17 protein-coding genes are annotated in these 17,563 nt (G+C 64.9%); 7 read left to right on the top strand and 10 right to left on the bottom strand.

Annotation, left to right across the window (positions count from 1 at the left end):
* Positions 1–28: 28 nt before the first annotated feature.
* The 4 genes from CC207_RS22200 to CC207_RS22215 all read right to left on the bottom strand — a co-directional run bounded on the left by CC207_RS22200 (position 29) and on the right by CC207_RS22215 (position 4,232).
* The gene (locus tag CC207_RS22200; protein WP_088852768.1) at positions 29–937 is read right to left on the bottom strand and encodes an alpha/beta fold hydrolase; all 909 of its coding nucleotides are present in this window, start codon (positions 935–937) and stop codon (positions 29–31) included.
* A 52-nt stretch (positions 938–989) separates the two neighbouring features.
* The gene (locus CC207_RS22205; protein WP_088852769.1) at positions 990–1,676 is read right to left on the bottom strand and encodes a GNAT family N-acetyltransferase; all 687 of its coding nucleotides are present in this window, start codon (positions 1,674–1,676) and stop codon (positions 990–992) included.
* A 167-nt stretch (positions 1,677–1,843) separates the two neighbouring features.
* The gene (fabV, locus tag CC207_RS22210) at positions 1,844–3,043 is read right to left on the bottom strand and encodes an enoyl-ACP reductase FabV (protein ID WP_028689855.1); all 1,200 of its coding nucleotides are present in this window, start codon (positions 3,041–3,043) and stop codon (positions 1,844–1,846) included.
* Between the two features lie 331 nt (positions 3,044–3,374).
* Complete coding sequence (locus CC207_RS22215; RefSeq protein ID WP_028689856.1) at positions 3,375–4,232, bottom strand: LysR substrate-binding domain-containing protein; 858 nt, start codon at positions 4,230–4,232, stop codon at positions 3,375–3,377.
* Between the two features lie 134 nt (positions 4,233–4,366).
* On the opposite strand from CC207_RS22215, the gene CC207_RS22220 reads away from it, so the two are divergent.
* From CC207_RS22220 to CC207_RS22235, 4 genes are read left to right on the top strand one after another with little or no spacing between them, the layout of a single operon-like run.
* Positions 4,367–5,416: an agmatine/peptidylarginine deiminase gene (locus CC207_RS22220; RefSeq protein ID WP_028689857.1), complete on the top strand. Its 1,050-nt coding sequence runs from the start codon at positions 4,367–4,369 to the stop codon at positions 5,414–5,416.
* Positions 5,413–6,309 (top strand): N-carbamoylputrescine amidase, encoded by an 897-nt coding sequence (aguB, locus tag CC207_RS22225; RefSeq protein ID WP_088852770.1) that lies wholly within the window; start codon positions 5,413–5,415, stop codon positions 6,307–6,309. Before CC207_RS22220 ends, aguB begins: the two co-directional genes overlap by 4 nt.
* Positions 6,310–6,312: 3 nt before the next feature.
* Positions 6,313–7,407, top strand: a complete 1,095-nt coding sequence (locus CC207_RS22230) for an extracellular solute-binding protein (RefSeq protein WP_088852771.1) — start codon at positions 6,313–6,315, stop codon at positions 7,405–7,407.
* Between the two features lie 4 nt (positions 7,408–7,411).
* Positions 7,412–8,536: an agmatine/peptidylarginine deiminase gene (locus CC207_RS22235; protein ID WP_062363962.1), complete on the top strand. Its 1,125-nt coding sequence runs from the start codon at positions 7,412–7,414 to the stop codon at positions 8,534–8,536.
* A gap of 107 nt (positions 8,537–8,643) precedes the next feature.
* Here CC207_RS22235 and CC207_RS22240 read toward each other — a convergent pair whose 3' ends face one another.
* Positions 8,644–9,174, bottom strand: a complete 531-nt coding sequence (locus CC207_RS22240) for a cytochrome b/b6 domain-containing protein (protein ID WP_028689861.1) — start codon at positions 9,172–9,174, stop codon at positions 8,644–8,646.
* A complete protein-coding gene (locus CC207_RS22245) occupies positions 9,171–9,443 on the bottom strand; it encodes a PepSY domain-containing protein (protein WP_088852772.1) in 273 nt (90 codons plus the stop codon). Before CC207_RS22245 ends, CC207_RS22240 begins: the two co-directional genes overlap by 4 nt.
* A gap of 200 nt (positions 9,444–9,643) precedes the next feature.
* Between CC207_RS22245 and CC207_RS22250 the strand changes: the two genes are divergently transcribed.
* Both CC207_RS22250 and CC207_RS22255 read left to right on the top strand, forming a co-directional pair.
* On the top strand, positions 9,644–10,822 hold the full coding sequence (locus CC207_RS22250; RefSeq protein ID WP_028689863.1) for an acetyl-CoA C-acetyltransferase: 1,179 nt from the start codon (positions 9,644–9,646) through the stop codon (positions 10,820–10,822).
* Positions 10,823–11,192: 370 nt separating this feature from the next.
* Complete coding sequence (locus tag CC207_RS22255) at positions 11,193–12,080, top strand: hypothetical protein (RefSeq protein ID WP_139121020.1); 888 nt, start codon at positions 11,193–11,195, stop codon at positions 12,078–12,080.
* A gap of 39 nt (positions 12,081–12,119) precedes the next feature.
* Here the strand turns inward: CC207_RS22255 and CC207_RS22260 are convergent, their stop codons facing one another.
* Both CC207_RS22260 and CC207_RS22265 read right to left on the bottom strand, forming a co-directional pair.
* Complete coding sequence (locus tag CC207_RS22260) at positions 12,120–12,662, bottom strand: nucleotidyltransferase family protein (protein ID WP_088852773.1); 543 nt, start codon at positions 12,660–12,662, stop codon at positions 12,120–12,122.
* Between the two features lies 1 nt (position 12,663).
* Positions 12,664–13,371 (bottom strand): SDR family oxidoreductase, encoded by a 708-nt coding sequence (locus CC207_RS22265; RefSeq protein ID WP_062363960.1) that lies wholly within the window; start codon positions 13,369–13,371, stop codon positions 12,664–12,666.
* 76 nt (positions 13,372–13,447) lie between these two features.
* On the opposite strand from CC207_RS22265, the gene CC207_RS22270 reads away from it, so the two are divergent.
* The gene (locus CC207_RS22270; RefSeq protein WP_028689866.1) at positions 13,448–14,404 is read left to right on the top strand and encodes an arsenic resistance protein; all 957 of its coding nucleotides are present in this window, start codon (positions 13,448–13,450) and stop codon (positions 14,402–14,404) included.
* A gap of 113 nt (positions 14,405–14,517) precedes the next feature.
* Here the strand turns inward: CC207_RS22270 and CC207_RS22275 are convergent, their stop codons facing one another.
* Together CC207_RS22275 and metE are read right to left on the bottom strand one after the other, a co-directional pair.
* Entirely contained in the window at positions 14,518–15,042 is a 525-nt protein-coding gene (locus tag CC207_RS22275) for a histidine phosphatase family protein (protein ID WP_062363956.1), read from the bottom strand.
* Between the two features lie 93 nt (positions 15,043–15,135).
* Positions 15,136–17,439, bottom strand: coding sequence for a 5-methyltetrahydropteroyltriglutamate--homocysteine S-methyltransferase (gene metE / locus CC207_RS22280; RefSeq protein WP_088852774.1), 2,304 nt, complete (start codon positions 17,437–17,439; stop codon positions 15,136–15,138).
* Positions 17,440–17,563 lie beyond the last annotated feature (124 nt).

Here is a 17,563-nt window from a genome sequence, read left to right on the forward strand (position 1 = left end):
CGATGCGACGTGCCCCGCGACGAGGCCCTCAACTGATAACGCTACCCGGCACCTGGCCCTCTAACTGCCCTTCTCGCAGCCACCCCAGCGCAATCGGCCACAAACTTTCACGAAACCGATCGTGAAAGAACGCGAAATGCCCGATCTCCGCCACCGAGATATCCACAGGCGCCACCCGCAGGTGCCGACGCTCGGCCTGGCGCAGGTACCCCAACAACCGTTCGGTGGCCGCCACCGTGCCGAACGGATCGTCGGTCAGGCTGATGGCCAGGGTCGCCGCCCGCACCTGTTCGAACGGCAGCGCCTCGAGCAGGCGCCCACTGGGCCGGTGCTCGTAGCGCGGCGTGCGGGTACTCCAGTCACGCACCACCCCGGCCGGGGTGTCCTCCAGCCAGCCCAGGCGCTTGCCGGGGAAATAGCCGAATACCCGGGTCAGCAAAGGCATGACCACATGCCACTTGCCGAACAGTTGCCAGCGCTGGTCCGCCGCATAGTCGCGCCAATAGGCGAACTGCGCGCCCACCAGCACCGCTCGGCGCACCTGCGCGGCCGAAGGTGCCAGCCCCAGCGCCCAGCCGCCGAAGCTGTGGCCGACCACATGCACCGGTTGCCCGGGCTGTTCGGCTGCGGCCAGTTGCAACATTGCCTCGAAATCCAGGCGCCCCCAGTCGCTCCACGACGCCTTGAAACCGCGCAACGAAGCCGGGCGTGATTCGCCAATACCTCGGTAGTCATAGGTGAGCACATCGAAGCCCTGGGCGAACAGGTAATCGGCGAATCGCGAGTAATAATGACAGCGCACCGAGGTGGCGGCATTGATGATCACCAGCGGGCGCTGGGCGTCGGTCTGGGCGTGACGCCAACGAAAACCGCCGAGGCTGTAGCCGTCGGCGGCGAGCTGGCGAAATGCACTGGCGGGTTGGGTGAGGCTGCTCATGGCGCGCTCCCTGCGTTGTCCGCCAACGCTAGCAAACATACCCCCGTTATAGCTAGGTGGTGGGCAGCGCGCCGGCCACACCCGGTTTGCGCAGCACCGCCAGGCGCGAGCCGTCGTAGCGGGTCTCGCGGAACAGCTTCCAGCGCCCGAACAGCCCGTACACGTGCATCACCCGTCCCTGCTCGTGGTAGCCCATGCGCAGGTGCAGCTTCATGGCCGGCACGTTGTGGGTCTCCACCACGTCCACCACCTTGTGGCAGCCCTTTTCACGCATGGTGTTCCACAGCTCGACCTGGGCCGTCACCGACAGCTCGCTGCCAAAATAGGGGCGGGTCATCTCGCCGCCGAACTCGAAGAACTCGCCCGGTTTCACCGGGAAGGTGCAACCGTAGTAGTGCTTGTCGTGATAGTCGACCACGCTGGCCCAGATGAAGGCCACGGCATCGCCCTGCTCGTCCAGGTACATGTGCCCGGTGTGCCCTTCGGCGGCCAGTTCACGCATGGTCTCGACGCGGTCGCCGAAATTCGTGGCGAAGGCGTCGGCGTTGGCGGTGGTGATCTGCACCAGGGTGACCGGTGTGTGGGCCTTGAGGTTGTAGGGAGGCACCGGACTGATCAGGTCGCGTTCCATCCACAACAATTCCCAGTGGAAGAACACGTAACGTTCGAACAAGGTCTTGAAGGTGCGCTTGAGGCCCTTCTGGCGAATGCGTTCTTGTAGTTTTTGCAGTGCGCCCATTGCTCCCTCCTCGGCCCCGGCGGAATTGCCAGGCCAATAGCTGGGGTATAGATCAGGCAGAGGGTGCCCATGGCAAAGGGCCATTGGAGGATTTGTTTCAGAATATTAACAAGTCGTCGGCGGGAACCGCGCAGCCGTCATCAACGGCTGCGCGGTCAAGGACTTGCTTACAGCTCGATGCAGTCGAACCGTACGTCGGTGGCCACGTCTTCGTCGTAGTTGACGTCAGCGCGCTCGAAGCCGAACAGGTTGAGGAACTGCTTCTTGTAGCCGGCGTAGTCGGTCAGTTCGAACAGGTTCTCGGTGGTTACCTTCGGCCACATGGCACGGCAGGCGTCCTGCACGTCATCACGCAGTTCCCAGTCGTCCAGACGCAGGCGGCCTTCGTCGTCCAGTGCAGCCGGCGCACCGTCCGCACGGTACATGCGGTCACGGAACATGCGGTCCAGCTGGTTTTGGGTACCTTCGTGGATACCCTTCTCCTGCATGATCTTGAAGACCATCGACAGGTACAGCGGCATCACCGGGATCGCCGAGCTGGCCTGGGTAACGACCGACTTGAGCACCGCAACGTTGGCACTGCCACCGACTTTCTTGCCCAGGCGCTGGGCGGTTTCGTCCAGGTCCTGCTTGGCCTTGCCCAGGGCGCCGTCCCAGTAGATCGGCCAGGTGATGTCGGAGCCGATGTAGCTGAAGGCCACGGTGCGGGCCTGCGGCGCCAGCACGCCTGCAGCGTTCAGGGCGTCGATCCACAGCTCCCAGTCCTGGCCGCCCATGACGGTGACGGTGTCAGCGATTTCCTGCTCGGTGGCCGGCTCGATGCTGGCCTCGATGATGGTGTCCTTGTTGGTGTCGATGGCGGTCGACTTGTACGGCTGGCCGATCGGCTTGAGCGCCGAGCGGACAACTTCACCGGTCTGCGGCAGCTTGCGCACTGGCGAGGCCAGCGAGTAGATCACCAAGTCGACCTGGCCGCCCATTTCGTTCTTGATCAGCTCGATGACCTTGGCGCGGGCTTCGTCGGAGAAAGCGTCACCGTTGATCGATTTGCTGTACAGGCCTTCGGCCTTGGCGAACTTGTCGAAGGCGGCGGCGTTGTACCAGCCGGCGGTACCGGCCTTGGTCTCGGTGCCCGGCTTTTCGAAGAACACGCCCAGGGTGTCGGCCTTGAAGCCGAACGCCGCGGTGATGCGCGCGGCCAGGCCGTAGCCGCTGGAGGCGCCGATCACCAGGACTTTCTTCGGACCATCCTCGCGCACGCCCAGCTTGCGGGTGGCTTCGATCTGGTCACGGACGTTGAGCTCGCAGCCCTTGGGGTGAGTCGTGGTGCAGATGAAACCGCGAACCTTGGGATGAATGATGGCCAATGTCTGTACCTCGTCAGGTTTAGGCTGGGGCAGCGCCAGGATTCGGGGCGCTGCCGTTTGATCTAGAGGGTGAGACTACCCTCGCGGGATATCCGACACATATTACGGGGTGATTCGCATTGCTGCATTGTCCGCACGCTCCCATTTGCCGGCAAAGCCAGCGCCTACAGGTACGGCGTTGATCTTGAGGCTGGCGCGGTCCTGTGGGAGCGGCCTTGTGTCGCGAAAGGGCTGCGCAGCAGCCCCAGGGTTCCAGTGTTGACGCGAAGATCGCCGGGGCCGCTGTGCGGCCCTTTCGCGACACAAGGCCGCTCCCACAGGTTCCGTTCCATCAGGACAACACAGGCGACAGGGCCTCTCGCAACCACGCCAGGAACTGCCGCGCCAGCGGATCCTCCTGGCTCTCCCAATGCACCAGGCAGCTCCACACCGGCCCGCGTACGCGCTGTGCCGACAAGGGCCGCAAACGTCCCTCATCGACCATCCGCTGCGCCAGCAGTTGACTGACCAGGGCAATCCCCAGCCCCTCGCCCGCCGCCTCCAGCAGCAACCCCGGGTCTGAGAAGTTCAGCCCCTTGCCCTGCTGCCCCACCTCCTCGCCGCCTTCCAGCTGCCAGTGACTCCAGTCCATCTCGCGCTCGCCGTGCAAGGTCGTGCGCCCGGTCTCGGGCAACGTCGGGTGACAAGCCGGATACAACCTGTCCTGGTGCAGCACGGTGAAGCTGCATTCAGCCTGCGGCCCGATATCGTCGCGAATCGCCAGGTCGATGGTCTCGTTGGCCATGTCCGGGACCTCGAAGCTGGTAAACAGCCACAGGTCGACATCCGGGTGACGCTGGTGGAAATCCGCCAGGCGCGGCAACAGCCAATGCCGGGCGAAGGCCGGGGTGGTATTGACCACTAACTGGTTGGGCTTGCGGTATTGGTCGAGGCGACGGATGCCCACCGCCAGTTGCTGCAACAGGGCTTGGGTGGTGCTGAGCAGGTCATGCCCGGCGTCGGTCAGGCTGACGCTCCGCCCGCTGCGGTGGAACAACGGTTGCTCCAGATAGCTTTCCAGGCTGCGGATCTGCTGGCTGATCGCCGACTGGGTAAGGTTCAGGGCCTCGGCGGCCTTGTGGAAGCTGCCCAGACGGGCGGCGGCTTCGAAGCCACGCAGGGCGTTGAGCGGGGGCCAATGCTTGAGCATGCTGATAAGCCTGACTGATCAGAAATACGCTAAATCTATCGTTTGTCGCTCCGGTTTCCCAGCCATAACATGGGCAGCAACACCCGCGACGGCGGGCTTCGTTGATAAAAATCCCTAATAGATCGGAGTTCACTATGACCCTGTCCCGCGACAGCGGCTGGCGCATGCCTGCCGAATGGGCCCGCCACGCCGCCACCTGGATGATCTGGCCACACAACAAGCCACTGTGGGAGGCGGGCTGGGGCGTGACCCTGGCCGACGTGCAGCGCGACTATGCCCGCGTGGCCGCCGCCATCGCGCGCTTCGAGCCGGTGAAGATGGTGGTCGATCCCTCGGCCATGGCCATTGCCCGCGAACTGTGCGGCCCCGGCATCGAGCTGGTCGAACTGGCCGTGGACGACAGCTGGTGCCGCGACAGCGGCCCGACCTTCCTCATCCACCCGCAGCAGGGCGTGGCCGGCCTGAGCTGGCGCTTCAACGCCTGGGGCGACAAGTCCGAGCACGGCAAGGACCGCAGCCTGGCCCGACGCATCCTCGATCATCTCGGCCTCGAAGGCCTGAGCACTCCGCTGTGCAACGAAGGCGGCGCCATCCATGTCGACGGCGAAGGCACGCTGATCACCACCGAGTCGGTGCTGCTCAACCCCAACCGCAACCCGGGCCTGAGCAAGGCTGACTTCGAGGACTGCTTCGCCCGCCTGCTGGGCATCCGCAAGACCATCTGGCTGCCGGGTGACCCGCAGTACGTCACCGGCGACATGACCGACGGCCATGTCGATGGCGTGTGCGCCTTCGCCCGCCCCGGCGTACTGCTGGTGGACGCCACCCACGACCAGGGCTCGGTGTACGCCGAGGTGGCCCGCGAGAACCGCCGCGCCCTGGAGTTGGCCACCGATGCCCAAGGCCGCTCGTTCGAGTTGCTCGACCTGTACGAGGCCACGGCGGCCGTGGATACCGAGGCCGAGGTGTTCTGCGCTTCGTACACCAACTTCTACCTGGCCAACGGCGCGGTGATCATGCCGGCCTACGGCATCGACGCCGACCAGGCCGCCGCCCGGCAGTTGGCCCTGGCCTTCCCCGGCCGCGAGGTCGTGCCGGTGCGCATCGACCATATCGCCCACGGCGGCGGCGGCATCCACTGCATCACCCAGCAGCAGCCGGCCTGGCAGGGAGCGCGCCCATGAGCACCTTGCGCATCGCCACCACGCAGATGGCCTGCAGCTGGGACCTGGCCGCCAACCTCGACCGTGCCGAGCAGCTGGTGCGCCGGGCCGCCGCCCAGGGTGCCCAGGTGATCCTGCTGCAGGAGCTGTTCGCCACCCCGTATTTCTGCATCGAGCAGTGCCACAGCCACCAGGCCCTGGCCCAGGACTACCACGACAGCCCGCTGCTCAAGCGCTTCGCCGCCCTGGCCAAGGAGCTGGGCGTGGTGCTGCCGCTGAGCTGGTACGAGCGCGCCGGCAACGCCTTCTTCAACTCGCTGACCGTGGCCGACGCCGACGGCCGCCTGCTGGGGGTGTACCGCAAGACCCACATCCCCAACGCCATCGGCTACCAGGAAAAGGAATACTTCAGCCCCGGCGACACCGGTTTCAAGGTCTGGGACACCGCCTTCGGCCGCCTGGGCATCGGTATCTGCTGGGACCAGTGGTTCCCCGAGACCGCGCGCTGCCTGGCGCTGATGGGCGCCGAGGTGCTGCTGTTCCCCACCGCCATCGGCTCGGAGCCGGGCGCCGCCGAGCTGGACTCGCGTGACCATTGGCAGATGGCCATGCGCGGCCACGCCGCCGCCAACCTGCTGCCGGTGGTGGCCGCCAACCGCGTCGGTCACGAGGTGGCGCGCAGCGACGACAACCTGTCGATGCGCTTCTACGGCTCGTCGTTCATCTGCGACCACAAGGGCGCGATGCTGCAAGAGGCCGACCGCGACAGCAGCGGCGTCTGGCTGCACGACCTGGACCTGGAACGCATGCGCGAAGACCGCCTTAGCTGGGGCATCTACCGCGACCGTCGCCCCAGCATGTACGCGCCGTTGCTCAGCCTGGACGGCCGCACCCCACAGACCGCGAGGGCCTGAACCATGCCAAGCCGTCCATCGAAACTGCTCGCCATCGCCGCCCTGGTGGCCTGCGCCAGCGCTGCCCAGGCCGAGCAGGATGCCCTGCGCCTGTACAACTGGGCCGATTATTTTGCCGAGGACACCCTCAAGCGCTTCACCGCCGACACCGGCATCCCGGTGATCTACGACGTCATGGACGGCAGCGAAGTGCTCGAGGCCAAGCTGATGTCCGGTCGCAGCGGCTACGACCTGGTGTTCCCCGGCGACACCGTGGCCGAGCGACTGATGCGCGCCGGCAGCCTGCAGGCGCTTGATCGCAAGCAACTGACCGCGCTCGACGATATCGAGCCCGGCCTGCGCCAGCTGCACGACCGCTACCCCAAGGCCAGCCAGGCCACCGTGCCCTACACCTGGGGCACCATCGGCCTGACCATGGATGCGGCGAAGATCCGCGAGCGCATGCCCGACGCCCCGCTGGACAGCCTCGACCTGCTGTTCAAGCCGGAACTGGCGGCCAAGTTCGCCGACTGCGGCATCTCGATGATCGACTCGCCCGACGAAGTGCTGGCCGTGGTCCTCCACTACCTCGGTCGCGAGCCGCGCAGCGCCAAACGCGAAGACCTGGCCGCCGCCAGCGAACTGCTCAAGGGCATTCGCCCCTATGTGCGCAAGCTGCAGTCGCAGCCGGTCACCGAGCTGGTCAACGGCAACACCTGCCTATCGCTGGGCTACAGCGGCGACGTGATCCAGGCCCAGCGCACCGCCGAGGCCGCGGGCAAGACCATCGACTTCCAGTACCGCGTGCCCCGCGAAGGCACCACGGTGTGGATGGACACCATGGCCATCCCTGCCGACGCCAAGCACCCGGAATACGCCTATCGTTTCATCAACTTCGTCATGCGCCCGGAGAACATGGCCGCGATCAGCAACTTCACCGGCTACCCCACCGCCAGCGCCAAGGCCCGCCCCCTGGTGGATGCGCGCCTGCGTGACAACCCGGACATTTACCTCAGCGATGCCACCTACACCCGGTTGATTCCGGGCAAGGACATCCCCCAGGCCGACATGCGTGCGCGCATGCGCGTCTGGACCCGCTTCAAGACTGCACAGGACTGACCCCATGCCAACTCGCCGCACCTTCCTCCAACAGATGAGCGTCGTCGCCGGCCTCGGCGCCGCCGCCAGTTTCGGCCTGCCCTTCGGCGGCACCCGCGCCCGCGCCGCCGAGTCGGGCCGCTGGTTCATGCCCGACGAGGGTGAAAAGCACCAGCGCGCCTACATCGCCTTCGGCGCCCAGGACGCCATCTGGGAAGATTTCACCGAAGACGTCCAGGCCGCGCTAGGGCGCATCGCCCGGGCCATCGCCGCGTTCCAGCCGGTGACGGTGTTCTGCCGCGCCAGCGAGCGCGACATCGCCGAGGAGGAATGCGGCAGCCACAACATCACCTATGTCGAGACTGAGCTGGACGACATCTGGATGCGCGACATCGGCGCCAACTTCGTGGTTGACGACGACGGCGTGCTGGGCGCGGTGGACTTCAACTTCAACGGCTGGGGCGGCAAGCAGCAGCACCGCTACGACGCCAAGCTGGCGGCCCGCGTCGCCAGGCTGGCTGGCGCCCAGTACCAGCAGAGCGAACTGGTGGGCGAAGGCGGCGGTATCGAGGTGGACGGCCATGGCACCGGGATCATGACCGAGAGCAGCTGGATCAACAGCAACCGCAACCCCGGCTGGAGCAAGGCCCAGGTCGAGGCCGAACTGAAGGAGCGGCTGGGGCTGCGCAAGATCATCTGGCTGCCGGGCATCAAGGGCAAGGACATCACCGATGCCCATGTGGACTTCTACGCGCGCTTCGCGGCGCCCGGCGTGGTAGTGGCGAACCTGGACAACGATCCAGACTCGTACGATCACAAAGTGACCCTCGAGCACCTGGAAATCCTGCGCAATGCCACCGATGCCGATGGCCGCAAGCTGGAGATCCACACGATGTCACCGCCACTGAAGCCACGGCGCAGCAAGTTCAGCGAGGACAATCCGGACTTCGCGGCGGGGTACATCAACTACTTCGTCATCAATGGCGCGGTGATCGCGCCGCAGTTTGGTGATCGCAGTGCCGACGAGAAGGCGCGGGCGTTGTTGGTGAAGCTGTATCCGGGGCGCAAGGTGGTGCAACTGGATATCGATGCGATCGCGGCGGGTGGCGGCGGGATTCACTGCGTGACCAACCAGTGCCCGGCGGTGTAGAGACGATCATCGCGGGGCAAGTCGGGACGCCGAACCGCCGCTCCCACGCCAGTTTTGAACATGCAGGTCTGGCGTGGGAGCGGGCTTGCCCCGCGATGGGCTACACTTCACGGATCCTCGGACCTGCGCCGCCCCGTCACCATCGACCAGGGCAGGTTCTCACGCAGCCGCACACTCTCCACCAGCGCCGCCAGCAGGTGCACGCAAACCAGCGCCAGCAGGCCATCGGCCAACCAGCTGTGCAGCGTTTCCAGCCACTCGGCGCCCCACAACGCATCCACCTCCAGCATCATCCAGCCGGTCAGGCCCAGGCTGGCGATGCCCGTCATCATCAGCACCATCACCAGCGCGCCGATCGGCGTGTGACCCATGCGGTGGTAAGGCTCGCCACGCCACAACGCGCGTCCATGGGTTCGTAACCTTTCCAGGGTCGGCCAGAAATCCGCCCAACGTGCACTGCGGGGCCCGACGAAACCCCATGCGCAGCGCACGGCCAGGCAGCCGCACGCGTAGTAACCCAGCCATTGGTGCCAGTCGTCACCGGCCTCGTTGAAGACGTAGTTGGCGAGGAACACCGCGGCGAACGACCAGTGGCACACCCGCAGCAGCGGGTCCCACAGCCGCACGCCGGCGGTCATTTATGGATCTCGGTCTTGACCGCGTTGCCGCTGACCGGATCGTGATAGATCTCGACCTTGCGGCCATCCTTGTCGAAGCCGTAGATCTCGTAGCAGTTACCCTTGGTCACCTTGAACTTGTTGACCTTGTAGCCCTCGTCCTTGAGCTTGGCTTGGAACTGCTCGGCGTCCTGCCAGGTACCCTTGTCAGCCGTGGTGCATTTGGGCTCGGCGGCGAAAGCGGCGGCGCTACCCAGCAACAGGGTGATCGCGATAAGTGAACGGCGCATTGGGAAACTCCTGCTTGTTGATGGAAGCCTCATTCTGCCCAGCGAAGCTGAAGCCAAGCTTAGTTTCATCCGAACGGCGGTACAGAATTGCATGCGCCATTCATTTGAATTTCAGATCAATGGCAAAGAAAAACAAACTTCTCAAATAAGCCTCGGGCGGGGATGCTGTCAGGATCACGCCCGCATCCCGGAGAACAACAATGAACGAAGTCGTCATCGTCGCCGCCACCCGCACTGCCATCGGCAGTTTCCAGGGGGCCCTGGCCAATGTATCCGCCGTGGAGCTGGGCGCCGCCGTGATCCGCCAGTTGCTGGCCCAGACCCAGCTCGACCCGGCCCAGGTCGACGAAGTGATCCTCGGCCAGGTGCTCACCGCCGGCGCCGGCCAGAACCCCGCCCGCCAGGCCGCCGTCAAGGCCGGCCTGCCCTACGAAGTGCCGGCCTTGACCCTGAACAAGGTCTGCGGCTCGGGCCTGAAAGCCCTGCACCTGGCCGCCCAGGCCATCCGCTGCGGCGACGCCGAGGTGGTGATCGCCGGTGGCCAGGAGAGCATGAGCCTGGCGCCCTACGTGATGCCCTCGGCGCGCACCGGCCAACGAATGGGCCACGGCCAACTGGTCGACAGCATGATCACCGACGGCCTGTGGGACGCCTTCAACGACTACCACATGGGCATCACCGCCGAGAACCTGGTGGACAAGTACGCCCTCACCCGTGAACAACAGGACGCCTTCGCCGCCGAGTCGCAGCGCAAGGCCGTGGCCGCCATCGAGGCCGGGCGCTTCAAGGACGAAATAACCCCCATCCACATCCCGCAGAAGAAAGGCGAGCCGCTGGTGTTCGACACCGACGAACAGCCACGCCCCGGCACCACTGCAGAGTCCCTGGGCAAGCTGCGCGCCGCGTTCAAGAAAGATGGCAGCGTCACTGCCGGCAATGCCTCCAGCCTCAACGACGGTGCCGCCGCCGTGCTGTTGATGAGCGCCAGCAAGGCCAAGGCCCTGGGCCTGCCGGTACTGGCGAAGATCGCCGCCTACGCCAGCGCCGGCGTAGACCCTGCGATCATGGGCATCGGCCCGGTATCAGCGACCCAACGCTGCCTGGACAAGGCCGGCTGGCAGTTGGCCGACCTGGACCTGATCGAAGCCAACGAAGCCTTCGCCGCCCAGGCACTGGCCGTGGGCAAGCAGCTGGAGTGGGATGCCTCCAAGGTCAACGTCAATGGCGGCGCGATCGCCCTGGGTCACCCGATCGGTGCGTCCGGCTGCCGGGTGCTGGTGACCTTGCTGCACGAGATGATCAAGCGCGATGCCAACAAAGGCCTGGCAACCCTGTGCATCGGTGGCGGCCAAGGCGTGGCACTGGCCATCGAGCGCTGATCACACCCAGCAGCCCGCTCCCACACGGCGATATTCAAACCTGTGGGAGCGGGTTATCCGCGAAGCGTTCGACGCGGATCACACCAACTCGCCGAAGCATTAGTTGCAATTGACTTGAAAACACATCCGAATACGCTTCAAACAGAAACACACTCAATTACATACATTAAAACGAAAAAAACAATAACTTCACGATAAGCCAGCCACTACTTAATTCGATTGGCTCCATATCCCCCATCACTTTCCTACTGCGTAAAAAAAGACACTTTGACACCTTAAAACTCCCCTCTAGCCTGAGTCAGGCGCCCTATGAACTGCTTAGGTTCCAGCGCACTCGACCCTATTAATAAATCTGCTAAAGGGATTTGACATGAACGCTCCAGGAGCCGCCCCATCCGAGAAAGAAGTTGCACATGCCTGGCTGGAAGGAAAGGCCCGGGTGAAGTCGACCACGGCACACGGCAATATCTTCGCCCACGACTACAACCACCCTCACCAGCTCACCTCGACCGGCCGCGCCATGCGCACCGGCGCTGATGCCATCAACCCGTTCTTCAGCCCGGCAGCCGGCGCGGCGACCGACAGCTACGCCAACGACGCCAACAAGAACGTCAGCCCGGGCAAAGCGCCGGTCAGCATCTACGAAGGCCTGCAGACCGCCATCGACATCGCCCGCCGGCGCTCGGAATACAACCCACTTGACCAGCCTACCGATCAGAGGCCCAAGGCCAAGGGCGACCGCGAACACTTCATCGCCTTCACCCAGCAGATCGCCGAGATTCCCTTCCTGTCGCTGCTCGCCGCCCAGGTGACGCAGATCCAGCAGAAAAGCCATGACGCCAATGCGCTGATCGATTCGTTCGTCAAAGGCTTCATCGGCCTGGCGGCCAAAGATGTCGAGCAAATCAAGAAATCCCTGAGCAGCCTGGTGAATGCGGCGCTGTCCTATTCCGAGCAGACCGAGCGCCAGTCCAACTTCAACCAGAATATCCTGCAGACGGGGATCGCCGGCTCGGTGAACTTCATGCTGTATGCCAGCGAATTCACCATCAAGGCCACCAGCAAGAAAGGCACCATCACCTTCCAGTCGTCCTATACCCTGTCCCAGGCGGTTTACCAGCTGTCGGTGGAAAGCTGGGAAAACGTCAGGGATGTGTTCGCCAAACAGCAGAAAACCGATACCCAGCAATGGCTCGGTGACACCACCACGCCAGTGAAACCAGGCTCGTCACTGCGGGCAATCTGCCTGGTCAGTTGAGGCCGCGCGCCAAGCCCGGCAGTTTCCCTGCCGGGCTTTTCAACCAAGCGAGCGCAACTTCGGCCAGCGCTGCAACCAGCCCTTCTCCCGCGCCCGAGCGGCCATCACCTCGGCCTTGCCCGGCGTGGACCGCAGCCGCAGGCCGAACAGATCGTCCAGCCCCAGCGGCGCCAGCACCTCGCACTGGTCATCGGCCGTGCGCCGCACCGCCACTGCCGTGGCGACCTCCGCCCAGTAGCACATGGCATCGCCGGTCGAGGCATAAGGCGCCTGGCCATGACGCAGGTGCATGCGCGCCTGGTTCTTCACCGACCACAACACCTCCGGCGCCTGGGCCTGCAACCGCGCCTCCAGCCGCAGGTCCTCGGCCGGATCGCTGCGCGCCGGATCGAACCACAGCACATCCACATCCCCTTGCGGCGCGGTCATGGCCCGTCCATGCAGATGGTCCCACACGGCATTGCGCACGAAACCCGCACCGATCCAGGCATCCGGCACGCCAAGATCGCGCACCAGCGCCAGCAGGGGCCAGCGCACAGGGTCATTGCGGATCAGGGTCTGGACCTGCCGTTCGAAACTCACCTTAAAAACGCTCGTCACGCAGCGCGGGCAAGGTGATGTCGCGCACGTAGCTGGCCGCCGACAGGCTCAGCAGCATCCGGCACACCTGGACCACGTCGTGCAGCGGGATCAGCGTCCCCTCGCCGCGCTGTTCGGCTTCGGCCAGCGGCACCTCCAGTCCATCCTCGGTATTCAGGTAGCCGAGGTTCAGGCAGCTCACGCCAAGCCCCTGCTCGCGGAAGCCTTCACGCAAGGTTTCGGCAATGCCGCGCAGGCCGAACTTGCTGGCGCCGAAGGTGACTTCTGGCCGACCGCTACCTGGCAGGCCCGATGTGGAGCCGGTGAGGATGATTCGTGGCCGTGCGCTCTTGAGCAGCACCGGCAGCAAGCGCTTGATCAACAACAGCGGCGCGGTGAGGTTGGTGGCAACCATGCGCTCGATCTGCCCCTCGTCATCGTCGAGGAAGCTGTAGTCCTCCTCGAAGGCCCGCTGTTCCCAGATCCCGACGTTGTACACCAGCACATCCAGCCCGCCCTCGGCCACCGCCTCATGGATGACCGCCGCGGCCTGGCGAGGCTGGCCGAGGTCGGCCTCGATCCAGCGCACCGCGCTCGGCAACGACGCCGGCCGGGTGCGCGACACGCCGATCAACGTATCACCCGCGTTACCCAGGCCCTCGACCAGTGCCTTACCCAATCCCTTGCTCGCACCCACCACTAGAATTCGCATCGCATCACTCCCTATGGATTGCGCCAGATAGTACCCTGCCCCACCTAGTAATTCAGTCGGAAAAGCCAGGCCATCCGTGGACAGAGATCAACTCGAACGCAACCAGATCCCCCTGTACTTCATCGCCGTGGTGCTTGCCTGCGCCGTCGGCCTGCTTGCACCCGGCGTTGCCCAGGCACTGGAGATGCTGGTGACACCGGCCATCGCCGTGCTGATGTACGCGATGTTCCTGCAGATCCCCTTCCTCGACCTGCGCGCGGGCCTGGGCAACCGGCGTTTCATGGGCGCGCTGCTGCTGGCCAATTTCGTGCTGGTGCCGCTGCTGGTGTGGGCCGGGACGCGCGGCCTGGTCGAGCACCCCGGCGTGCTGGTCGGCGCCCTGCTGGTGCTGCTGACGCCCTGCATCGACTACGTGGTGGTGTTCACCCATATCGGCAAGGGCGACTCGCGCCTGACCCTCGCCGCCACGCCGGTGCTGCTGCTGGTGCAGCTGGCGTTGCTGCCGCTGTACCTGGCGCTGATGCTCGGTGGCGCGGCTGATGTCGAGATTTCCGTGGCGCCGTTCATCGAAGCCTTCGTGCTGCTGATCGTGCTGCCGCTGTTGCTGGCGGTCGTCACCAGTGCCGGCGCGCGGCGCTCGGCGCTGGTCGCCAAATGGAACGACACCTGGGCCTGGCTGCCGGTGCCGGCCATGGCGCTGGTGCTGATTACAGTGATCGGCTCGCAGATCGGCGTGGTGGCCAGCCAGCTGGACAACCTGCTGCCGGTTGTGCCGGTGTATCTCGGTTTTGCCCTGCTGGCGCCGCTGCTTGGCTGGTTCGCGGCGCGGCTGTTCACGTTGTCCACAGGGGAAGCACGGGCCGTGACCTTCAGCGCCGCCACGCGTAATTCGCTGGTGGTGCTGCCGTTGGCGTTGGCGCTGCCGGAGTCGATCCGGGCATTAGCGGCGGCGGCGGTGATTACCCAGACGTTGGTGGAGCTGGTGAGCGAGCTGGTCTATGTGCGGGCCGTGCCGGCGTTGGTTCGGCGTTAGGCATGACACGGGACTGCGCTAGCCTCAAGGTCAACGTCGTACCTGTGGGAGCGGCCTTGTGTCGCGAAAGGGCTGCGAAGCGGCCCCGGCGATAGCAGCCTTGTGCACAGGCATCAGCCCAACTGCAGCCTCCATTGCCCGTAATAGCTCAAGCACACACGGGCCAAGGGCGGCACATCAATGCGATGAAACGACTCGAAAGGCGCGCCCAACGCATGCAGCATCGCGGCGCGGATGACAAAGGGATGGGTGATCGCGACCCACTCGCCCGGCGTCAGCGCTGTATCCATCCAGGTCGCGACACGCTCGCACAGCATGGCGATGGATTCACCGCCGTGAGGGGTAGCCTGGGGATCGCAAAGCCAGACCCGCAGGGTGGCTTCGTCCAGTTGCTTGAGCGGGATGCCTTTCCAGTTGCCGAGGTCGCAGTCGCGCAGGCCTTCGTCGACAGTCGCGTTCAGGCCCTCGGCAGTCTGGCGGCTACGTAGTTCAGGTGCCATGAGATAGCGGGCGGTTGCAGGCAGGTCTGTCAAAAGCGACGGTGGATCGCGCAGCGCCTCGTCGTCCATGGCGAAACGCCCCACCCGTTGCGCCTCGGTGCGGGCGTGGCAGATCAGGGTGAGGTGGGTAGGCTTCATGGCGAGGCTTTGGCAGGAATGTCCGGGCACTCTAGCCGAAATATGGAAAACCTGTACCAGCCCCGCGATAGGGCCGGTACTGCCAACGCGTCATCAAGCTGAGGCACGCAGCTCCCGGGCTGCCGCCACCATGTTCACCAACGCCGCCTCGGTCTCCGGCCAACCGCGCGTCTTCAACCCGCAATCCGGATTGACCCACAACCGCTTGGCCGGAATCCGCTGGGCGGCCTTGCGCAGCAGCTTGACCATTTCCTCCTTGGACGGCACCCGTGGCGAGTGGATGTCGTACACACCAGGGCCGATCTCGTTCGGGTAGTCGAAGCGCTCGAACGCCTCCAGCAATTCCATGTCCGAACGCGAGGTCTCGATGGTGATCACATCGGCATCCATCGCCGCGATCGACTCGATCACGTCGTTGAACTCGCTGTAGCACATGTGGGTGTGGATCTGTGTTTCGTCACGCACGCCCGAGGCGCACAGGCGGAACGCCTCGGTGGCCCACTCCAGGTAACGCGGCCAGGCACTGCGACGCAGCGGCAGGCCTTCGCGGAAGGCGGCCTCGTCGATCTGCACGATCTTGATGCCCGCCGCCTCCAGATCCACCACCTCGTCGCGGATCGCCAGCGCCAGCTGGCGCGCCTGGACCTCACGGCTCACGTCCTCGCGCGGGAATGACCACATCAGCATGGTCACCGGGCCCGTCAGCATGCCCTTCATCACCTTGCGGGTCAGGCATTGGGCGTACTTGATCCAGTCCACGGTCATGGCCTTTGGGCGGCTCAGGTCACCGAAGATCACCGCCGGCTTCACGCAGCGCGAACCGTAGCTCTGCACCCAGCCGAAGCGGGTGAACACATAACCGTCCAGTTGCTCGGCGAAGTACTCGACCATGTCGTTGCGCTCGGCCTCGCCGTGCACCAGCACATCCAGCCCCAGGTTTTCCTGGATCTGCACCGCGTGGCGGATTTCGCTGTGCATGGCCTCGACGTAATCGGCCTCGCTCAGCTTGCCCTGCTTGAACGACTGACGCGCCAGACGGATCGCCGAGGTTTGCGGGAACGAACCAATGGTGGTGGTCGGAAACGCCGGCAGGTCCAGCCCGGCACGCTGCTTGGCGATCCGCTGCTCGAAAGCCGAGGCTCGCTGGCTGTCGGCTGGCTTGATCGCGGCGACACGGGCCTGCACCGCTGGCTTGTGAATCCGTGGCGAGGTGGCGCGGCGGTGTTGCACGGCGCGGCTCTGCGCCAGCGCCTCGACAACCTCCGCAGCCTCGGGCTGGTTGAGCGCCTTGGCCAGCAGCGCCACTTCCTGGCACTTCTGCACGGCGAAGGCCAGCCAGCTCTTCAGTTCGTCATCGAGCTGGTCTTCACGCTCCAGGTCCACCGGGCTGTGCAGCAGCGAGCACGACGGCGCCACCCACAGGCGATCGCCCAGGCGTTCATGGGCATGGCGCAGCACGTCCAGTGCCTTTTCCAGGTCGCAGCGCCAGACGTTGCGGCCGTTGACCACGCCCAGCGACAGCACCTTGTAAGCCGGCAGGCGGTCGAGGATGGTCGGATACTGGTCCGGGGCACGCACCAGGTCGATGTGCAGGCCATCGACCGGCAGGTTGGCGGCCAGGCCCAGGTTGTCTTCCAGGCCGCCGAAGTAGGTGGCGATCAGCTTTTTCAAAGGGGCGCGCTGGAGGATGTTGTAGACGCGCTCGTAGGCGTTCTTCCAATCCTGCGGCAGGTCGAGGGCGAGGATCGGCTCGTCGATCTGCACCCACTCCACGCCCTGCACGGCCAGGCGGTTGAGGATATGGTCGTACAGCGGCAACAGGCGATCGAGCAGCTCCAGCTTGTCGAAATCGGCGCCCTTGGTCTTGCCCAGCCACAGATAGGTCAGCGGGCCGATCAGCACCGGCTTGACCGCATGGCCCAGGGCCTTGGCCTCCTCGACCTCTTCGAACAGTTGCTCCCAGCTCAGGGTGAACTGTTGGTCGGCGGTGAATTCGGGGACCAGGTAGTGGTAGTTGGTGTCGAACCACTTGGTCATTTCCTGGGCGTGGGCGCCGCCGCAGCAGCTATCGCTGCCCTTTGTTCCTACGGCACCACGAGCCATGGCGAACAGGGTCTGCAGGGTCGGCTTGGCACCGTCCTTGGCACGGAAACGCTCAGGGATCACGCCGAAGGTCAGCGAGTGGGTGAGCACCTGGTCGTACCAGGCGAAGTCGCCCACCGGCAGCAGCTCGATGCCGGCAGCCTTCTGCACCTGCCAGTGCGCGGCGCGCAGGCCACGGCCCACGGCACGCAGGCCGGCTTCGTCCAGCTCGCCCTTCCAGAAGGCTTCCTGGGCTTTCTTCAGCTCGCGGTCGCGGCCGATGCGCGGGAACCCCAGGTTGTGTGCCAGTGCCATGTTGTCGTCCCTCGAACCTTAAAATGAATGAGGGCATTTTGGGCGCGGGGCTAAGGTGAGACAAACTCATTAAATTTGAGATGAACTCAAGAATTGTTCATGATGCCTTACAGAAATGATGATC

Source organism: Pseudomonas sp. DrBHI1 (genome assembly GCF_002205115.1).
Classification (GTDB): Bacteria; Pseudomonadota; Gammaproteobacteria; order Pseudomonadales; family Pseudomonadaceae; genus Aquipseudomonas; species Aquipseudomonas mosselii.